The organism is Enterobacter cloacae complex sp. 277I4 (genome assembly GCF_050031465.1).
Lineage (GTDB): Bacteria > Pseudomonadota > Gammaproteobacteria > Enterobacterales > Enterobacteriaceae > Enterobacter > Enterobacter cloacae.
On record NZ_JBLGWC010000001.1, the window covers coordinates 4,070,118 to 4,087,341 of the forward strand.

The 17,224-nt window shown below is 55.5% G+C and carries 17 protein-coding genes and 1 pseudogene; 5 read left to right on the forward strand and 13 right to left on the reverse strand.

All coding sequences use genetic code 11. The features are described from left to right. Positions 1–4: 4 nt before the first annotated feature. The 8 genes from ACQG19_RS19765 to rppH form a co-directional block, all read right to left on the reverse strand. Positions 5–328, reverse strand: a complete 324-nt coding sequence (locus ACQG19_RS19765; RefSeq protein ID WP_013098547.1) for a prepilin-type N-terminal cleavage/methylation domain-containing protein — start codon at positions 326–328, stop codon at positions 5–7. Continuing rightward, positions 313–714: a DUF2509 family protein gene (locus tag ACQG19_RS19770; protein ID WP_102751621.1), complete on the reverse strand. Its 402-nt coding sequence runs from the start codon at positions 712–714 to the stop codon at positions 313–315. The genes ACQG19_RS19765 and ACQG19_RS19770 overlap by 16 nt, the downstream gene beginning before the upstream one ends. After that, positions 711–1,274, reverse strand: a complete 564-nt coding sequence (locus ACQG19_RS19775) for a prepilin peptidase-dependent protein (RefSeq protein ID WP_222168927.1) — start codon at positions 1,272–1,274, stop codon at positions 711–713. Before ACQG19_RS19775 ends, ACQG19_RS19770 begins: the two co-directional genes overlap by 4 nt. Beyond that, entirely contained in the window at positions 1,265–1,729 is a 465-nt protein-coding gene (locus ACQG19_RS19780) for a prepilin peptidase-dependent protein (RefSeq protein ID WP_047351683.1), read from the reverse strand. Before ACQG19_RS19780 ends, ACQG19_RS19775 begins: the two co-directional genes overlap by 10 nt. 184 nt (positions 1,730–1,913) lie before the next feature. Next, on the reverse strand, positions 1,914–2,708 hold the full coding sequence (thyA, locus tag ACQG19_RS19785; RefSeq protein ID WP_013098550.1) for a thymidylate synthase: 795 nt from the start codon (positions 2,706–2,708) through the stop codon (positions 1,914–1,916). A gap of 6 nt (positions 2,709–2,714) precedes the next feature. Then, complete coding sequence (gene lgt, locus ACQG19_RS19790) at positions 2,715–3,590, reverse strand: prolipoprotein diacylglyceryl transferase (RefSeq protein WP_013098551.1); 876 nt, start codon at positions 3,588–3,590, stop codon at positions 2,715–2,717. A 347-nt stretch (positions 3,591–3,937) separates the two neighbouring features. Then, positions 3,938–6,184, reverse strand: coding sequence for a phosphoenolpyruvate--protein phosphotransferase (ptsP, locus tag ACQG19_RS19795; protein ID WP_246932420.1), 2,247 nt, complete (start codon positions 6,182–6,184; stop codon positions 3,938–3,940). A gap of 12 nt (positions 6,185–6,196) precedes the next feature. Continuing rightward, entirely contained in the window at positions 6,197–6,727 is a 531-nt protein-coding gene (gene rppH / locus ACQG19_RS19800) for an RNA pyrophosphohydrolase (protein WP_013098553.1), read from the reverse strand. Between the two features lie 442 nt (positions 6,728–7,169). On the opposite strand from rppH, the pseudogene ACQG19_RS19805 reads away from it, so the two are divergent. From ACQG19_RS19805 to ACQG19_RS19820, 4 genes and pseudogenes are all read left to right on the forward strand, one after another. Next, positions 7,170–7,256, forward strand: a pseudogene (locus tag ACQG19_RS19805) (hypothetical protein); the annotation flags it as partial. A gap of 154 nt (positions 7,257–7,410) precedes the next feature. Next, positions 7,411–8,103 carry a DNA mismatch repair endonuclease MutH gene (gene mutH, locus ACQG19_RS19810; RefSeq protein ID WP_013098554.1) on the forward strand — a complete coding sequence of 231 codons (693 nt, stop codon included), beginning with the start codon at positions 7,411–7,413 and terminating at the stop codon, positions 8,101–8,103. 128 nt (positions 8,104–8,231) lie between these two features. Continuing rightward, positions 8,232–8,450, forward strand: coding sequence for a YgdI/YgdR family lipoprotein (locus ACQG19_RS19815; protein WP_013098555.1), 219 nt, complete (start codon positions 8,232–8,234; stop codon positions 8,448–8,450). Between the two features lie 132 nt (positions 8,451–8,582). Then, positions 8,583–9,623 carry an NADP(H)-dependent aldo-keto reductase gene (locus tag ACQG19_RS19820; RefSeq protein WP_013098556.1) on the forward strand — a complete coding sequence of 347 codons (1,041 nt, stop codon included), beginning with the start codon at positions 8,583–8,585 and terminating at the stop codon, positions 9,621–9,623. 90 nt (positions 9,624–9,713) lie between these two features. Here ACQG19_RS19820 and lplT read toward each other — a convergent pair whose 3' ends face one another. Further along, positions 9,714–10,907 (reverse strand): lysophospholipid transporter LplT, encoded by a 1,194-nt coding sequence (gene lplT / locus ACQG19_RS19825; protein WP_038983856.1) that lies wholly within the window; start codon positions 10,905–10,907, stop codon positions 9,714–9,716. Continuing rightward, positions 10,900–13,059 (reverse strand): bifunctional acyl-ACP--phospholipid O-acyltransferase/long-chain-fatty-acid--ACP ligase, encoded by a 2,160-nt coding sequence (gene aas, locus ACQG19_RS19830; protein ID WP_062730099.1) that lies wholly within the window; start codon positions 13,057–13,059, stop codon positions 10,900–10,902. Before aas ends, lplT begins: the two co-directional genes overlap by 8 nt. Before the next feature lie 422 nt (positions 13,060–13,481). On the opposite strand from aas, the gene galR reads away from it, so the two are divergent. After that, positions 13,482–14,498, forward strand: a complete 1,017-nt coding sequence (galR, locus tag ACQG19_RS19835) for an HTH-type transcriptional regulator GalR (RefSeq protein WP_130626709.1) — start codon at positions 13,482–13,484, stop codon at positions 14,496–14,498. On the opposite strand, the gene ACQG19_RS19840 is transcribed toward galR, so the two are convergent. The 3 genes from ACQG19_RS19840 to ACQG19_RS19850 all read right to left on the reverse strand — a co-directional run bounded on the left by ACQG19_RS19840 (position 14,459) and on the right by ACQG19_RS19850 (position 17,223). Continuing rightward, positions 14,459–14,935 carry a GNAT family N-acetyltransferase gene (locus tag ACQG19_RS19840; protein ID WP_246932423.1) on the reverse strand — a complete coding sequence of 159 codons (477 nt, stop codon included), beginning with the start codon at positions 14,933–14,935 and terminating at the stop codon, positions 14,459–14,461. The two genes, galR and ACQG19_RS19840, sit on opposite strands and share 40 nt — an antisense overlap. Beyond that, on the reverse strand, positions 14,932–15,705 hold the full coding sequence (locus ACQG19_RS19845) for a GntR family transcriptional regulator (RefSeq protein WP_013098561.1): 774 nt from the start codon (positions 15,703–15,705) through the stop codon (positions 14,932–14,934). The genes ACQG19_RS19840 and ACQG19_RS19845 overlap by 4 nt, the downstream gene beginning before the upstream one ends. 90 nt (positions 15,706–15,795) lie before the next feature. Then, entirely contained in the window at positions 15,796–17,223 is a 1,428-nt protein-coding gene (locus tag ACQG19_RS19850; RefSeq protein WP_222168926.1) for a glycoside hydrolase family 1 protein, read from the reverse strand. Between the last annotated feature and the right edge of the window lies 1 nt (position 17,224).

Genomic DNA, 17,224 nt, shown 5'->3' on the forward strand with positions numbered 1-17,224 from the left:
CCGACTACTGGCTAACCGGGCAATGCAGACGCGTCATCTCACCGCGTCGACCCAGAGGAGAAATAAGTGTAACCGTGATGCTGACACATCCAGACTGCGTTGTCTGCATCCGGTTTATCTGCCAGCCCGCTGGCAGCGCACCAGCATCCATCTGCGACTGCGTCCAGGCGATGTGCCAGAGCTGACGATACTGGCTAAACAGGGCAAAGCGGGAAGCCAGCGCCCGGTGATAGCCGGACAGCGCCGTTACGATCGCCACCAGCAGCATCATCGCCAGCAACACGTCGACCATGCTGAACCCCTTTTCATTCTTTACGGCAACCGACATAACGCACGCTCCTTTAGCGGGCAAAAATCACTCCAGCCATGAGGTAAAAAGCGTATATGCCCGTTGACAATCTCCCCGCCACGCCAGAGCAACAGATCTCCATCTCCAGCGATGAGTAACACCTGCGACTCATTCAGTACACGCAAACAAACACGTTGCGTTTGTCTCTGTTTGCACTGTACATCAGGCTGCAACGACCAGCGCTGAACGCGCCCCCACTCCAGCGCAGACTGCGTGGCTGCCTGCTGCTGGATGGCGCGGCTCTCGTCGCCAACCAGCATGGTAAATGTTATGAGTTGCTGGTTAAGGCCGGTCAGGATCAGTGTGCCTAACACCAGTAACAGCAGAACCAGCGTCAGTGAGGCAATCCCATGCTGGCGGCTCACAAGTTAAATCCCGTCACGCCATAGCGAGCCTGGTAAGGGGCAGCGTGCTTATCATTCACCCCGCTGGCGGACAGCTCGAGATATAACGCTGGCGCAAATTCCGGATGCTCATGTTTACGTACCACAAATGTGTGGATCATAAGCCGGGCCGGGTCGGTAAGTTTCTCCCATCCTTTTCCTTCACACCCCGTCGCGCCACGCAGGGTTTCCAGCGCGCCTGATTCCAGACGAAACCCCGTACTTTCGTTATCCGATGCTGAGGTGTCCCAGGTGCCGTTACTGTTTGCATCCCACCGGACAATCACACAGCTTCCCTCCCTGCCGATGGTCAGGCTCTGCCCGTGACAATTACCCGCGCAATACCCCGCGCGCTGTAACTGCTTGCCAATCGCGAACAGGCGTTGCCAGATCTCTTCTTCACGCTCCTGCGCCCTGGATTGCAGCAAAACTGCCCGTTGCAGCTCCGGTAAAAAACGCGACGTGCTGAGTAACAGAATGCTGCTGATCGCCATTGCAACCAGCACCTCTGTGAGTGAGAAGCCGTGCTGGTTCATCGGCATGAGTTTTCCCCTGCAACAGTGCACATCCTGATACGCCCTCCGTTTGAGACGACAATCATCCATTCTCCTGCCCTGCTCTGTACCCGTATCCGCCCTGCCCACGCCGTGTCCCTTAATCCATAGAATCCTAATGAAGGCGTAACCTCCCTTAGCACGACGTCAGGCCACAACGGTCTGAGCACATACGGGCTGTTGTTCTCACAGCCCTGCACTGCAGAGCTCATCAAACAGGCGCCTCTGTCGTCCTGCTGAAGCGTAATCAGGTGGTCACGGTTGTGACGATTGGCATCGTTTCGCAGAAACACCAGATAGTCGCGGACCTGACAGGCGACCTGCCACAACCTCTGCCGCTGTTGCCAGTTGTCCCAGCCGGCGAGCCCTGTCGCGCTGAGGATAATAACCAGCGAAATGGCAACCAGAGTTTCGATAAGCGTAAAGCCATGCTCTTTTTTCATGCCGGGAGTGTGGCGAAACGCCGTGAACATGACGAGCCGCAATTCGGGGTTTTACGAGGCGTTATCCAGAGAATGTTATCCGTTGCAGCGCGTTGCACGCCGACTGGATAACGCCTCGGGAAACAGAGTACAGACGAAAAAAAACCGGCGCGTAAATGCGCCGGTTATGTAACGATTTGCCGTATCAGATTGCGACAGGCGCTTTGATGCCCGGATGCGGGTCGTATCCCTCAATCTCGAAGTCGTCAAAGCGGTAATCGAAGATCGATTCCGGTTTACGTTTGATAATCAGCTTCGGCAGTGCACGCGGTTCACGGGTCAGCTGGAGATGCGTCTGTTCCATGTGGTTGCTGTACAGGTGCGTATCCCCACCGGTCCAGACAAAATCGCCCACTTCCAGATCGCACTGCTGGGCCATCATATGTACTAACAGCGCATAGCTGGCGATGTTAAAGGGCAGGCCGAGGAAGACATCGCAAGAGCGCTGGTAAAGCTGGCAGGAGAGTTTGCCATCAGCCACATAGAACTGGAAGAACGCATGGCACGGTGCCAGCGCCATTTTATCCAGCTCACCCACGTTCCAGGCAGAAACGATAATACGGCGCGAGTCCGGGTCGTTTTTCAGCTGGTTCATCACGGTGGTGATCTGGTCAATATGGCGGCCATCAGGCGTTGGCCACGCACGCCACTGCTTGCCGTACACCGGGCCCAGATTGCCGTTTTCATCTGCCCATTCGTCCCAGATAGAGACATTGTTTTCGTGCAGATAGGCAACGTTGGTATCGCCTTGCAGGAACCAGAGCAGTTCATGAATGATCGAGCGCAGGTGGCAGCGCTTTGTCGTCACCAGGGGGAAGCCTTCTTGCAGGTTGAAGCGCATCTGGTGGCCAAAAATGGAGAGCGTGCCGGTTCCGGTACGGTCATTTTTCGGCGTGCCCTCGTCGAGCACTTTTTTCATCAATTCAAGATACTGTTTCATGGTTCCTCAGGAAAGTTGTTGCTGTGGACGACGACGATACGCCCAAATCATCATAATGGCACCTGCCACGATCATCGGAATGGAGAGGATTTGCCCCATGCTGATGTACTGTACCCACTCGCCGGTGAACTGCGCATCCGGCTGGCGGAAGAACTCAACGATGATACGGAACGCACCGTAGCCAATCAGGAACAGGCCGGAGACAGCCCCCATCGGGCGCGGTTTGCGGATAAACAGATTCAGGATGATAAACAGCACCACGCCTTCCAGCGCCAGTTCATAGAGCTGAGACATGTGACGCGGCAGAACGCCGTACGTATCAAAAATGGATTGCCATTCAGGATGAGACGGCAGCAGCGCCAGGTCTTCCGCGCGCGAGCCCGGGAACAGCATAGTAAAGGAAACGCTCGGGTCGACACGTCCCCACAGCTCGCCGTTGATAAAGTTGCCCAGACGACCAGCCCCCAGACCAAACGGAATCAATGGCGCGATAAAATCCGATACCTGGAAGAAGTTGCGTTTGGTGCGTTTGGCAAAAATCACCATCACCAGAATCACACCAATCAGGCCGCCATGGAAGGACATCCCCCCGTCCCAGACGCGGAACAGATAGAGCGGATCGTTGAGGAATACCGGTAGGTTATAGAACAGGACATAGCCAATACGCCCACCAAGGAACACACCGAGGAAGCCCGCGTAAAGCAGGTTTTCGACTTCGTTTTTGGTCCAGCCGCTGCCAGGACGACTGGCGCGACGGCCAGCAAGCCACATAGCAAAAATGAAGCCCACCAGGTACATCAGACCGTACCAGTGAAGCGAAACGGGTCCTACTGAGAAAATGACCGGATCAAATTCCGGAAAATGCAGATAACCACTGTTCATCTGTCACCACAAGATGTTGTTATTCCGCTGAAAGTGGACAGCGGTAGAGATGCGCCCCGGCAGTCAGCAGAGGCTCCAAAGTTGCGAATCATAGCACAAGGCGGACGCGGAGGATGCGCCAGAGATGTAAAAGATGTGTATAGAGGATGGTGTGGGATGTTGCCCTCTCCCACGGGGCAGAGGGATCCCCACCGAAAAATTACGCACGGACGGCTCCCTCGCCACCTGAGAGAGGGCTGGGGTGAGGGGGAACATACAGCTCTGGTGGTCATTCTGAGAGCTGCGTTATTGCTTCTGTTTATGAATCATTGTGGATCCCTCAGCCTACAGGTAGAGAGATAAAAACTTCAGCGGCCACCGCGGATCAGGCCGCCCATGCCGCGTCGCTCCATAAACGCGGCGACCTGATGACGCACTTCCGTTGCCAGCTGCGCTTCAAGACTGCGCTCGGCCAGCTCGCGGGCATCCTCGATGTCAATATGGCGCAGCAGGTACTTCACACGTGCGACAGCGCGGCCGTTCATCGACAGATGGCGATACCCCAGGCCGATGAGGATCGCAACGCACATTGAATCCCCGGCCATTTCGCCACACAGCCGCAAATCGATACCGTATTGTTCCGCTTCACGGGCAATCATCGCCAGCGCCCGAATGATGGCCGGATGCAGGCTGTCATAAATACTGGCAACACGCGTGTTGTTACGATCGACAGCCAGAATATACTGCGTCAGATCGTTGGTCCCGACAGAGATAAAATCCACCCGGTTCGCCAGCTGCGGCAGCATGAAGACCATGGACGGCACTTCGAGCATCACCCCGATCCGCGGTTTGGGGATCGCGTAACCAATCATCTCTTCGACTTCACGGCCTGCACGTTCGATCAACCGTCGCGCTTCGTCGATCTCATCGATGCTGGTGACCATAGGCAGTAAGATGCTGAGGTTCCCGGTCGCCGCATTCGCGCGCAGCATGGCGCGCACCTGGATCAGGAAGATCTCAGGCTGATCCAGCGTAATGCGGATCCCACGCCAGCCTAGGCACGGGTTTTCTTCACTGATTGGCATATACGGCAGCTGTTTATCCGCCCCAACGTCCAGGGTACGCAGGGTAACCGGCTTGTCGTTAAACATCTGCAACATGCCCTGATACTGCGCAACCTGTTCCTCTTCTGAGGGAAAGCCGCTTTGCAGCATGAACGGGATTTCAGTGCGATATAAGCCGATGCCATCAATGCGGCTGCCGAGCTTCTCTTCATGCTCGGGGCTTAACCCTGCGTTGAGCATAACTTTGATGCGCTCGCCGCTTTTGAGTTGTGCAGGCAGGTCGACGTCATCTTCCGCCAGCTTGCTTAATTCATTCTCCTCACTGATAAGGCGCTGGTATTCCTGGAGCAGGACCGGCTCAGGATCGACCAGGAGCTCACCGCGATAGCCATCAACCACCAGCGTGCGTCGGTGCAGCACCGAGGGCTGAATATCGGCCCCCATAACGGTGGGGATGCCCAGGGCACGAACCATAATAGCCGCATGGGAGTTAGCTGCGCCATCGCGCACGACCACACCTGCCAGCCTGTCCTGCGGCAGCTCCGCCAGCGTGGTCGCGGACAGTTCATCGGCAACCAGCACAAAGCGTTTTGGCCAGGCATTCGGCCACTGGATCGTGTCATCAAGGTGGAACAGCAGACGCTGACCGAGTGTACGTAGATCTCCCGCACGCTCTTTCAGGTAACCGTCTGTCAGTGCGGCAAATTGCTCCGCAAATTTTTCGATGACCTTTTTAACGGCCCATTCCGCTACGGCACCTTTATCAACCTCGGCAAAAAGCTCACGGCGCAGACGCGCATCGGAGAGCAGGTGCGAATAGAGGTCAAAAATGGCCGCCGTCTCTTTTTGCGCCCCGGCGGCAAAGCGTTTGCTGTAACGCCGAAATTCGTTGGCTGCCTCTTCCAGCGCCGCGGTGAGGCGCTCGCGCTCAAGTGCTTCATCCAGCGTTGAGGCTTCGTACACCTGCTCCATCAGCGGCAGGGTGGCGTCCATCCAGCCTTCAGCAATCGCCACGCCAGGCGAGGCCGGCAGCGCACGAATACGCGTGTGACGATACTGCCCAAACAGGGCAGCAAGCTGAGACTGAGAGAGGATCGCAGCCATCTGCGTGGCTAGCGTCACGAGGAAAGACTCTTCGCTTTCGTCATACTGACGCAGTTCGCGCTGCTGAACGACCAGTACGCCAAGCAGTTGACGACGCTGGATGATCGGTACGCCCAGGAAGGCGCGGAAACGCTCTTCTTTTACGGAGGGAATGTATTTAAAGCTGGGGTGCTTTTGCGCGTCGGCAAGGTTGATGGGTTCAGCCAGTCGCCCCACCAGGCCTACGATACCTTCATCAAAGGCGAGCGTAACGGTACGACCGCGTGGTTTTTTTAAACCACGGGTCGCCATCAGGTAGTAGCAACGTCGGTCATGATCGGCCAGATACACCGAACAGACTTCAGTTTCCATCGCAAGACAGATGTCAGTGACCAGAATATTCAGCGCCTCGTTCAGACGAGGCGCACTGGCCACTTTCTCGACTATTTCTCGCAAGCGGGTGAGCATGATTTGCGTAGCTTAACCTCTTTTACGTCGCCAGGCAGGTGCGCTCTGCGGCTTAGGCGGGATCTCCTGAAGCTGCATGACAACACTTGCGAACTCTTTCATCACCCTACGGTAAACATCGCGTTTAAATGACACGACCTGACGAACAGGATACCAGTAACTCACCCAGCGCCAGCCATCAAACTCCGGCGTACTGCTGGTTTGCATATTGATATCTGAATCGTTGCCCACCAATTGCAACAGAAACCACTTCTGTTTCTGGCCGATACAAACCGGCTTTGTGTCCCAACGCACCAAACGTTTCGGTAACTTGTAACGCAACCAGTTGCGGGTCGAAGCCAGGATGCGAACATCTTTTCGGCTTAAACCGACCTCTTCAAACAGCTCCCGGTACATCGCTTGTTCTGGGGACTCCCCTGGGTTGATCCCGCCTTGCGGAAACTGCCAGGAGTGCTGACCATATCGCCGGGCCCACATCACCTGGCCCTGACGATTACAAATTACTATTCCTACGTTCGGGCGGTAGCCATCGTCATCAATCACCGGACTACCCCAAACTAAATCTGATATATGAATGATTGTTTCACACTACAGGGAGGCGGTAAACCACTCTCTTACAGGCCTGCAACCTAATAACATTTGAATAACTCACAAATATGCGCAGAGTTATAAACAGATAAGCGGCAACAAGGGCAATTTTATTCACCTTTTCTGTGGATATAGTTGTGAAGAAGTGTGGAATTACCGATGAACAACCTGAAGAGCCCCTCGCTACACCGTGTCACCCGCTGAAAACATTCCTATAATTTTCATTTAATTAGCTCTGTTTTTAGCGCCCCAGGAAGGAATTACGTGACGATCATCACACCTATGAACGTTATGCTGATGAAAGATCGAACAGCGTCGGTTTTATCCACAGATTGTGCCAATAAGTTAGGCACAATTTGTGTGAAAATTCGATTTTCGTCGCACGTCAAGGCTGTAAATTGAAACAGTAGTCAGGGTTATTCCCAGTTATCCCACTTTTCTGTGGATAACATGGTGTAAGATCCTGTTTATTGTCAGTGACCAGAATTGAACAACCCGTTTTTCACTTCTGAAAGGACGGTCGCACATAACTAAAAAAACCTAAAAATCATGCACATGGCATATTCGTACAGAAAAAGTTAAACTCTATCCACAGGGGATAGTTTCTTAGTTTATTTTTTAATCAAAAGGTTGCCGTCATGCTTGCGCTCTCACCCATGCTTTCTCCGCCAACAAGCGAAGCCCAGTTGCTTGGGCAGGCGCAGCGTCTGGCGGGCTTTTCGCTTGGCGAACTGGCAGCGATGGCAGGATTGCCGATCCCAAAGGATCTGAAACGAGATAAGGGCTGGATCGGCATGTTGCTTGAGTTGTGGCTGGGGGCAAGTGCGGGGAGTAAACCCGAGCAGGATTTTGCGGCTCTGGGCGTTGAGCTAAAAACCATTCCCATAGACCGTCTGGGAAAGCCCCTTGAAACCACCTTTGTCTGCGTGGCGCCATTAACCGGTAATACCGGCGTGACGTGGGAAACCAGCCATGTTCGCCATAAACTCAAGCGCGTGCTCTGGGTTCCGGTAGAGGGTGAACGCCAGATCCCGCTGGCTGAACGCCGGGTAGGCGCGCCGCTACTCTGGAGTCCCGATGAAGATGAAGAGCGGCAGCTAAGGCTGGACTGGGAAGAGCTGATGGATATGATCGTCCTTGGACAGGTAGAGCGCATCACGGCCCGACACGGAGAAGTTTTACAGCTGCGTCCGAAAGCGGCCAACAGCAAAGCCCTCACCGAGGCTATTGGCGCCAAGGGCGAACCGATACTCACGTTGCCGCGCGGCTTTTATCTCAAAAAGAACTTCACAGGTGCGCTGCTGGCTCGCCATTTCTTACTGAAAACATAGTTTTTTACTCATTTTGCGAACTATCAAACATAATCGACGGGGATTTAAGATTTTCCCCCTTTCTCCTTTCGATATATCAGGTTAATACTACACTATGATTTGATACGAGCCAGGTGAGGACGATAACGATGAAAAAATGGGCAGTGTTGATTTCAGCAGTGGGTTTAGCGTTTGCGGTATCGGGCTGTAGCAGCGATTACGTTATGGCGACGAAAGATGGCCGGATGATCCTGACCGACGGTAAACCTGAAGTCGACGATGATACTGGCCTGGTCAGCTACCATGACCAGCAGGGTAATAAAATGCAGATCAATCGCGACGAAGTTTCGCAGATTATCGAGCGATAAACAGATAAAGGTCAGTGGCTTGCTGGCCTTTTTGATTTTTTTCTTCCCCTTTTGCTTCCCCTCTGCCATGTTTATATTCCTTTGTCGGGAGGTTCCTGACGTGGTCTGTATTTCTAATGAAGGAAGCCGGCTATGCATTATCACCGTATCCCCCACAGCGCTCTGGAAATAAGTCAACTGGGGTTGGGCACGATGACATTTGGTGAACAAAACAGCGAAGCCGATGCCCATGCACAACTCGATTATGCCGTCAGCCAGGGCATTAACCTGATTGATGTTGCAGAGATGTACCCTGTACCGCCTCGTCCGGAAACGCAGGGGCTTACCGAAACCTACGTCGGCAACTGGCTCGCCAAACGCGGGAATCGCGAAAAGCTGGTTGTTGCGTCAAAAGTCAGCGGCCCCGCACGCAACAACGATGCCGGGATCCGTCCAAACCAGATCCTCGATCGCAAAAATATCCGCGCCGCGCTGGATGCCAGCCTGAAGCGCCTGCAAACCGACTATCTCGATCTCTATCAGGTTCACTGGCCGCAGCGCCCCACCAACTGCTTTGGAAAGCTGGGCTATAGCTGGAATGAGAGCGCCCCGGCCGTTACGCTACTGGAAACGCTGGAAGCCCTGGCCGAATGCCAGCGAGCGGGAAAAATCCGCTACATCGGTGTCTCTAACGAAACGGCCTTTGGCGTGATGCGCTATCTGCACCTGGCGGACAAACATGACCTGCCCCGCATCGTCACCATCCAGAACCCATACAGCCTGCTCAACCGCAGCTATGAAGTGGGTCTGGCCGAAGTGACGCAATACGAAGAGGTGGAATTGCTCGCCTATTCATGTCTGGGCTTTGGTACGTTGACAGGGAAATACCTTAACGGCGCGAAACCTGCCGGAGCGCGTAACACCTTGTTCAGCCGCTTTACCCGCTACAGCGGTGAGCAGACACAAAAAGCCGTGGCGGCCTATGTGGATATCGCGAAACGTCACGGTCTTGATCCAGCCCAGATGGCCCTGGCCTTCGTGCGTCGTCAGCCGTTTGTTGCCAGCACTCTGCTGGGCGCAACGACCATGGAACAGCTGAAAACGAATATCGAGAGTTTCCATCTGAATCTGAGTGAAGAGGTATTAGCAGAGATTGAAGCGGTGCATCAGGTATACACCTACCCGGCACCGTGATAAAAGCAAACGGCAACCTGGTTGCCGTTTTTAATATTTGCGCCCTCTCCCGTAGGAGAGGGCCGTGGTGAGGGCGTCAGGCCGCTCTTATCAACGGCGACGCTGCCAGAGCCATAATCCGGCAATCGCCAGCGCAAACAGCGCACCGAATCCTACGCCAATCCCCACCACCGGCACACCGACTTTAACGGCCAGCGAATAGAGCCCCAGCATTAACAGCATCGCCAGGTTTTCACCGAGATTTTGCACTGCAATGGCATTCCCTGCGCCGACGGTCTGCTTGCCGCGTTCCTGCAACAGCGCATTGAGCGGCACAACGAAAAAGCCCCCCAGAATACCAATCAGGACAAGCAGCGCGTAGGCGGGTAGCAAGGCGTGCTGCAGCGAGAAGATAAGCACCACCACGCCAATCAGGATCCCCGCAGGCATGCAGCGTGCAACGGTCTCAAGCGTCACCAGCTTCGCCGCCGCGCCAGCCCCAACGACAATCCCAATCGCCACCATTGCGTTAAGATAAGTCGGTGTCGCATTGTCAGTAATCCCCAGCGCCACCGGCACCCACAGCACCAGCAGGAAACGCAGCGTGACGCCTGCGCCCCAGAACATGCTGGTGCCCATCAGGGAGAAGCGCGTTTCACCGTTACGCCACAGCACGCGGCAGGCGTTGAAGAAACTGCCTGTCATAGGCGTAAAGCGCCAGGATTGCCCCGGGCGAGCCACCGGCAATTTTGGAATAAACAGGTTGGCTACCACCGCCCCGCCATAAACTACTGCACACACGCTCAGCGCCGCCAGCACATGCCAGTCAGCCAGTACGCCCCCTGCGACAGAGCCGAGCAGGATCGCCGCAATGGTAGAGGACTCCATCAGCCCGTTGGCTTTCACCAGCTTATCGCCGGTCGTGAGTTCCCCCAGGATGCCATACTTCGCCGGGGAGTACGCCGCTGCGCCAATGCCCACCAGCGTGTAGCCGATAAACGGGTTAATACCAAAACAAATACTGGCGGCGCCCAGCAGTTTCAGGCCGTTCGCAAACATCATCACCCGGCCTTTCGGGAAGCTGTCCGCCACCTGTCCGACAAACGGAGCGAAAATAATGTAAGCACCCACAAACACCATCTGCAGGATGGGCTGGCTCCAGTCTGGATAAAACTCGGCCTTCAGCAATGCCAGGGTGGCAAACAGTAACGCATTGTCACCGAAGGCAGAGAGAAACTGGGCGGCAATGACCGCCATCATGCCCTTCGACCAGAGTGAAGTGTTAGTGTGTACTGACTCACGCATTTTGCTGTTCCGCCTCGTCAACCATACCCTTCAGGGTCACGAAATCAGGCTTCCCGCTGCCCAGCACCGGAAGCTGCTTCAGGTAACGAATATCGCGCGGTACCGCCAGCTCAGGAATGCCATGTTCACGCGCATGCTGTAGCAACCGGTCGCGTTTCAGTTCGCTGTCGGTGGTGAACAACACCAGCGCTTCGCCTTTGCTGGCATCGCTCTTCACAACCGTAGCATGCAGCTTGTCAGCGGATACCGCTGTCGCCAGTTGCTCAACCATCTCCAGCGAGACCATCTCACCCGCAATTTTGGCGAAGCGTTTAGCCCGGCCCTGGATCTGCACGAAGCCCTGTTCATCGAAACGGACAATATCTCCGGTGTCATACCAGCCCGTCTCACTCTCGCCATTGACGTTTTCCGCCGTCGGCACTTCCAGCACGCCCGGATTTTCCACTCGCAGATAACCGTTCATCACGTTTGGCCCCTTGAGTTGCAGACGGCCACCGTCCTCAATGCCAGGTACCGCCAGCAGACGCGCATCCATTCCCGGCAGAATACGGCCCACCGTCCCCGGCTTCGCCGCCATCGGCACGTTGATCGAGACCACCGGCGCGCATTCGGTAACGCCATAGCCTTCAAGAATGCGCAGACCAAACTTGTCCTGCCAAATCTGGCGCGTGCTCTCCTGCAGTTTTTCCGCCCCGGCCACCACATAGCGCACGCGGTAAAAGTCATACGGATTGGCAAAGCGCGCGTAATTACCGAGGAAGGTTGAGGTGCCAAACAGCACGGTGCAGTTACGGTCATACACCAGCTCCGGCACAATGCGATAATGGAGCGGGCTTGGGTAAAGGAACACTTCGGCACCGGTCAACAGCGGGGTAAAAAGCCCCACTGTCAGGCCAAAGGAGTGGAACAGCGGCAGCGCCGACATGAACCGGTCATTGGAGGTAAAGTCAGCAATACTTTTAATCTGCTCCACGTTTGCCAGAATGCTCTTGTGACTGTGAACCACCCCTTTCGGGTTTCCCTCTGAGCCAGAGGTAAAGAGGATAATGGCGTCATCTTCCGGCTGCTGTTTGACCTGGGCCAGACGCGGCATCAGCAGGTGAGCGAAAATCCACAGCTTGTCACCCGTCGTCACATCCGCTTTCAGATCTTCCAGGAAGACCCAGCGTACCTGCGTCAGCTGCTCCGGCAGGTGCCACAGCTTGCCTTTATCGAGGAACTGGCGCGAGGTGAAAACGGTATTGATTTGAGCCGCCGTGATGGCGCTGGTCAGCCCTTTTACGCCCGCCGTGTAGTTCATCATCGCCGGGATACGGCCCCGGGAAACCGCACCAAAAATCACCGCCGCGCTGATCCCGGCGTTAGGCAGCATCAGGCCAATCTTCTCGCCTTTCTGGCTGTATTTCTCAAGGATACGTCCCACGAACAGGGTTTTGGTCAGCAGCTTGCGATAGGTGTCCGGGGTGAAGTTAATGTCTTCAATGCAGTTTTTCTTCGCGCCATAGCGGTACTGCGCCGACAGCAGAGATTCATAGAGCGTTTCGCGCGGGCGGACGGCCATCCGCGCTTCCATCATGATCTGGTGCAGCATTTCACCGGCGATTTTACGGCGGTCGCGCGCACGCGGCGCGTCGGGCATCGGTAATGAGGTTGGCGGCAGAATATGCAGGGTAATTTTCGGGAACAGGCGCTGCTTCACTAACCCTTTCAGACGGCTGAAATGGGTGAGCTCCGCCCCTTCAATACGAAGTGGCACAACGGTCGCTTTTGACTTCGCCGCCACAAACCCTGCCCCGTCGTAGATTTTCATCAGCGAGCCGGTGACCGAGATCCGCCCTTCCGGGAAAATCACCACCGGACGTCCCTGCTCAACCAGACGTACCAGATGTTTAATCATCATCGGTTTTGTCGGGTCGAGCGGCACAAAATCAATCAGCGGGGTGAGCCAGCGCATGTACCACTGCTGACTAATAGAGGTATAGACCGCAAACACCGGGCGCACAGGCAGAAACAGCGCCAGCAGGATGCCGTCGATAAAGGAAACATGGTTTGGTGTGATAAGTACACGCTCGCCGCGGAGCGCCGTTGCATCGCCCGTTAAACGGACGCGAAAGAGGATACGGAACAGTGTGCGAAAGAACCCAAAAAGCATCTCAACTCCCTTTGCCAGCCAGTGTGAAGGGTTAGTAAATGGTGGCAGATTACACGAGAAGTGGTACAGGAGCGACAGCAAAAATAGAGGCGAAAAAAAACCTGCGCATCCGCGCAGGTTGGTGCAAGAGATGAGTACGAAACCGTACTAAGAAATCTCACCAATCAATACCTCTGGGATCTCAACTTTATCAATGTCGTCTTCTTTCCCGCTATCGGACAATCGCAACAGCCTGAGGCAAAGTGTAACTAAAGGTTCAGATTGACATTATTCCGACATGTCTGGCCGTGTAACGATTACACCGCCGGGGTTGTGCTGCGTCACGTTTGTGGAGAGGGAAAGTGCGTCCCCCTTGAATGCACGGCGCTTTTCCGCAACACTTATTGGCGTGTAAACGCTTACCCCCACTAAGAAGGTAATGAATGGCGACAATAAAGGATGTGGCCCGTCTGGCAGGTGTTTCCGTCGCGACCGTGTCGCGCGTGATCAACGACTCCCCAAAAGCCAGTGACGCATCACGCCAGGCGGTGCAAAACGCCATGGAATCTCTGAACTACCATCCTAATGCTAACGCCCGTGCGCTCGCTCAACAGTCAACCGAAACCATCGGGCTGGTTGTGGGTGATGTCTCTGACCCCTTTTTCGGCGCCATGGTGAAAGCGGTTGAGCAGGTTTCTTATCAGACCGGGAATTTTTTGCTGATCGGCAATGGCTATCACAATGAACAAAAAGAACGCCAGGCTATCGAGCAACTGATCCGCCACCGCTGCGCGGCGCTGGTTGTCCATGCCAAAATGATCCCCGACGCCGAACTCATTCATCTGATGAAGCAGATCCCCGGCATGGTGATCATCAACCGGATTATTCCCGGGTTTGAGAAACGCTGCGTGGCGCTCGACGACCGCTACGGTGCCTGGCTTGCCACCCGCCATCTGATTCAACAGGGTCACACCCGCATTGGTTATCTCTGCTCAAACCACCCCATTTCCGATGCCGAAGATCGCCTGCTGGGGTATTACGATGCCCTGCGCGAAAACGGTCTGCCGTGCAATGACCGGCTGGTGGCTTACGGTGAACCCGACGAGAGCGGCGGCGAACAGGCAATGACAGAGCTGTTAGGACGTGGAAGGAATTTCACTGCCGTTGCCAGCTATAACGACTCAATGGCAGCCGGAGCTATGGGGGTGTTAAATGACAACGGGATTGAGGTGCCGGGAGAAATTTCCCTTATTGGCTTCGATGATGTGCTGGTCTCCCGCTACGTGCGCCCTCGCCTGACCACCGTCCGCTACCCCATTATCACCATGGCCACGCAGGCGGCCGAGCTGGCGTTAGCACTCGCCGAGCAGCGTCAGCCACCGGAAATCACCCACCTGTTTAGTCCAACGTTAGTGCGCCGTCACTCTGTTGGGGCACCCGCCGAAGCCCCGGACGAATAGCGATAGAGATGTACCGTTTTGTCCGGGTACTCCAGCGCATCGCCGATATACTGCCAGCCGTAACGTTCGTAGAAGTCACGGCAGGCAGACCAGAGATGCAACGTGTCATACCCGGCCTGTGCGGCATAGTGGATAACATGCTTTTGCAGCAGCCCCGCCAGCCCCTTGCCTCGCGCCGCGTCATCCACGTACAGGGCTGCCAGCCAGGGGCAAAGATCCTGTCGGGTGATCAGATCGCAGCGCCAGAGCCCCACGGTGCCCACAAGCTGTTCGTTCTCCAGGGCAATAAAAGTCAGCGGTAATGCGTCCGGCGTCTGGCTGTGCTCAACAATACTGTGGAAAAACGCCCGGGGCAGGCCGTCGCCAAAGGCCTGCCAGATCCAGTCGGTCACCTGCTCCGCATACTGCGGTGCGGCGTAGAGCGGCAGAATAGTCATACCAGCTTCCCCTGGAAAATAGGCACAGATTCAAAGAGATAGCCGTCAAAGTCCGGCGCGTCTTCGTCTGAGAGTTCAAGTAAGCTTTTTTTCACGTTTTCCAGATGCTGGAACATTGCCTGCCAGGCGCCCATGACGTCACGGCGGCGCAGCGCGGCCAGGATGGTTTGCCGGTCACCCAGCCATTTCAGGCGGTACGCGCGGCTGGCGATGTGGCCATTAAACTGCTGCCAAAGCGGACTGCTGTCCATGTGATGCCAGATACTCTCCACCGTCGCCAGCAGCATCTGATTTTGCGTCGCGCCCGCCAGGACCAGATGGAACATCTTATTGTTGTCCTGACTATTATCGTCGGCGGCAATCGCGCGTTGCTCCTGCTCGATAATACGGCGCAGATTGTCGATGTCTGCACGGGTCGCCATTTTGGCGGCAAACGCGGCAATATTGCTTTCGAGGAGCTGACGGGCCTGTAAAATCTCAAACGGCCCCACGTCGCTATTGAGAAAACGCTCTTCTTCGTTTTCATGCTCTTCGGGGATGCGCATCACATAAACACCGGAGCCCTGGCGTATATCCACCGTGCCCTGCAACTCCAGCATCAGTAAGGCCTCACGCACGATGGTGCGGCTTACGCCGTACTTCTCGGCAATATTGCGCTCAGGAGGAAGGCGCGAACCAACGGGATAGTGCCCCTGGATAATCTGCGCCCGTAAATCCTCGCCAATTTCCTGGTACTGTTTTTTTTCCGGCAGGATGACAGCCTTATCCACGTTTTCACCTGTTTTTTCAGTTAATGCGCAGACCGGGCGTCCTCCCGGCCAGTTTGTGCGCTATTTTACCAGAACCGGCATGCTTTTCGCCTACTTCCATTCATCATCAACCTGAAGCGTGAGCCTCCGCGTATCGCGTAGCTGCCGGAACCAGGAGGCTGATTTTTTTGCTCGTCTGGCACGCTGGTTATCCAGATCGATCTCAATCAACCCGTAGCGGTTTTTAAACGCGTTCATCGGCGAGACGTTGTCGGTAAATGCCCACAGCATATAGCCATGGCAGTTCGCCCCCTCCTCCCTCGCCAGCAGCGTGTAGTAGAGGTGTTCGCTGATGAAATCGATGCGGTAAGTGTCGTCGATAATCCCATCGCGATTGCGAAATTGCGCTTCGTTTTCCACTCCCATTCCGCTTTCCGCCACAAACCAGTCGATATTGCGATAGTCATTTTTAATCCGCATCGCCATGTCGTAAATAATGCGCGGGTAGATCTCCCAGCCGCGGGAGCGGTTCATGCGCCGCCCCGGCAGTTCAAACGGCTCGTAGTAGTATGCCGGGTGGAATGGCGTGTCCGGATGCCAGGCGCGGGAAGGTGCCTTCACACGGTGCGGGTAGTAGAGGTTAATCCCCAGTTCGTCGACGGTGTTATCCGCAATCAGCGCCAGTTCGTTCGCGGTGTACTCCCACTCAGCCTGATGCTGCTCCAGCAGGGTAAAAAGCTCTGCGGGATAGCGCCCGTGCACCAGGGGGTCGAGGAAGAGACGGTTGTAGAACAGGTCATACATCTCAGCGGCCCGCACGTCATGCGGTGCGCGGGAGCGGGGATAGGTCACTTCAGGGTTGAGAATACAGCCCACAGAACCGCGATAGCCTTTCTCGCGAAACAGCTTCACCACCTTTGCCGTCGCCAGCACCTTATGGTGATTCCACTGCATCCACGTGCCGGTGTTCTGCTCATACGGCCAACGCAGCGCGTCCAGATAGACGCGGGTCTGGACGACAATCGGCTCGTTGAAGGTAAACCAGCGGGTCACTTTACCGTGGTAGCGTGCAAAGACCTTTTCCGCATAGCGGACAAACAGCTCAACCACATGCTTTGACGCCCAGCCGCCGTAGGTATCCAGCAGCACGCCCGGCAGTTCGTAATGTTCGAGGCAGATCATCGGCTCAATGCCCTGACGGTGCATCTCATCGAACAGCGCGTCGTAGTAGGCAGCGTACTCTTCATCCACCGTCGCGTTTTCGTAGTCGGTTAAAAAGCGTGACCAGTTGATCGAGGTGCGGTAGTGCGTCAGCCCCGCCTGCTTCATCAGGGCCACATCCTCGCGAAAACGGTTGATAAAATCGGTCGCCACCGCCGGGCCATAGCCGTTGTGCCAGACGTGACGGTCATTCTTGTACCAGAGATCGATCCATGAATCCTGCCCCGGCTTTTTACCGCTCCAGCCTTCGGTCTGCCAGGCCGATGCGGCCGCGCCGAGAATAAAATCCTGCGGTATGGCTATCTGTTTTGTGCTCATC

What these genes read in the sequence shown, in the direction of transcription:
- ACQG19_RS19765 (WP_013098547.1), bottom strand. Translation starts at nt 328, where the DNA reads ATGTCGGTTGCCGTAAAGAATGAAAAGGGGTTCAGCATGGTCGACGTG.
- ACQG19_RS19775 (WP_222168927.1), bottom strand. Translation starts at nt 1,274, where the DNA reads ATGCCGATGAACCAGCACGGCTTCTCACTCACAGAGGTGCTGGTTGCA.
- ACQG19_RS19780 (WP_047351683.1), bottom strand. Translation starts at nt 1,729, where the DNA reads ATGAAAAAAGAGCATGGCTTTACGCTTATCGAAACTCTGGTTGCCATT.
- thyA (WP_013098550.1), bottom strand. Translation starts at nt 2,708, where the DNA reads ATGAAACAGTATCTTGAATTGATGAAAAAAGTGCTCGACGAGGGCACG.
- lgt (WP_013098551.1), bottom strand. Translation starts at nt 3,590, where the DNA reads ATGAACAGTGGTTATCTGCATTTTCCGGAATTTGATCCGGTCATTTTC.
- ptsP (WP_246932420.1), bottom strand. Translation starts at nt 6,184, where the DNA reads ATGCTCACCCGCTTGCGAGAAATAGTCGAGAAAGTGGCCAGTGCGCCT.
- mutH (WP_013098554.1), top strand. Translation starts at nt 7,411, where the DNA reads ATGCTTGCGCTCTCACCCATGCTTTCTCCGCCAACAAGCGAAGCCCAG.
- ACQG19_RS19815 (WP_013098555.1), top strand. Translation starts at nt 8,232, where the DNA reads ATGAAAAAATGGGCAGTGTTGATTTCAGCAGTGGGTTTAGCGTTTGCG.
- ACQG19_RS19820 (WP_013098556.1), top strand. Translation starts at nt 8,583, where the DNA reads ATGCATTATCACCGTATCCCCCACAGCGCTCTGGAAATAAGTCAACTG.
- lplT (WP_038983856.1), bottom strand. Translation starts at nt 10,907, where the DNA reads ATGCGTGAGTCAGTACACACTAACACTTCACTCTGGTCGAAGGGCATG.
- aas (WP_062730099.1), bottom strand. Translation starts at nt 13,059, where the DNA reads ATGCTTTTTGGGTTCTTTCGCACACTGTTCCGTATCCTCTTTCGCGTC.
- galR (WP_130626709.1), top strand. Translation starts at nt 13,482, where the DNA reads ATGGCGACAATAAAGGATGTGGCCCGTCTGGCAGGTGTTTCCGTCGCG.
- ACQG19_RS19840 (WP_246932423.1), bottom strand. Translation starts at nt 14,935, where the DNA reads ATGACTATTCTGCCGCTCTACGCCGCACCGCAGTATGCGGAGCAGGTG.
- ACQG19_RS19850 (WP_222168926.1), bottom strand. Translation starts at nt 17,223, where the DNA reads ATGAGCACAAAACAGATAGCCATACCGCAGGATTTTATTCTCGGCGCG.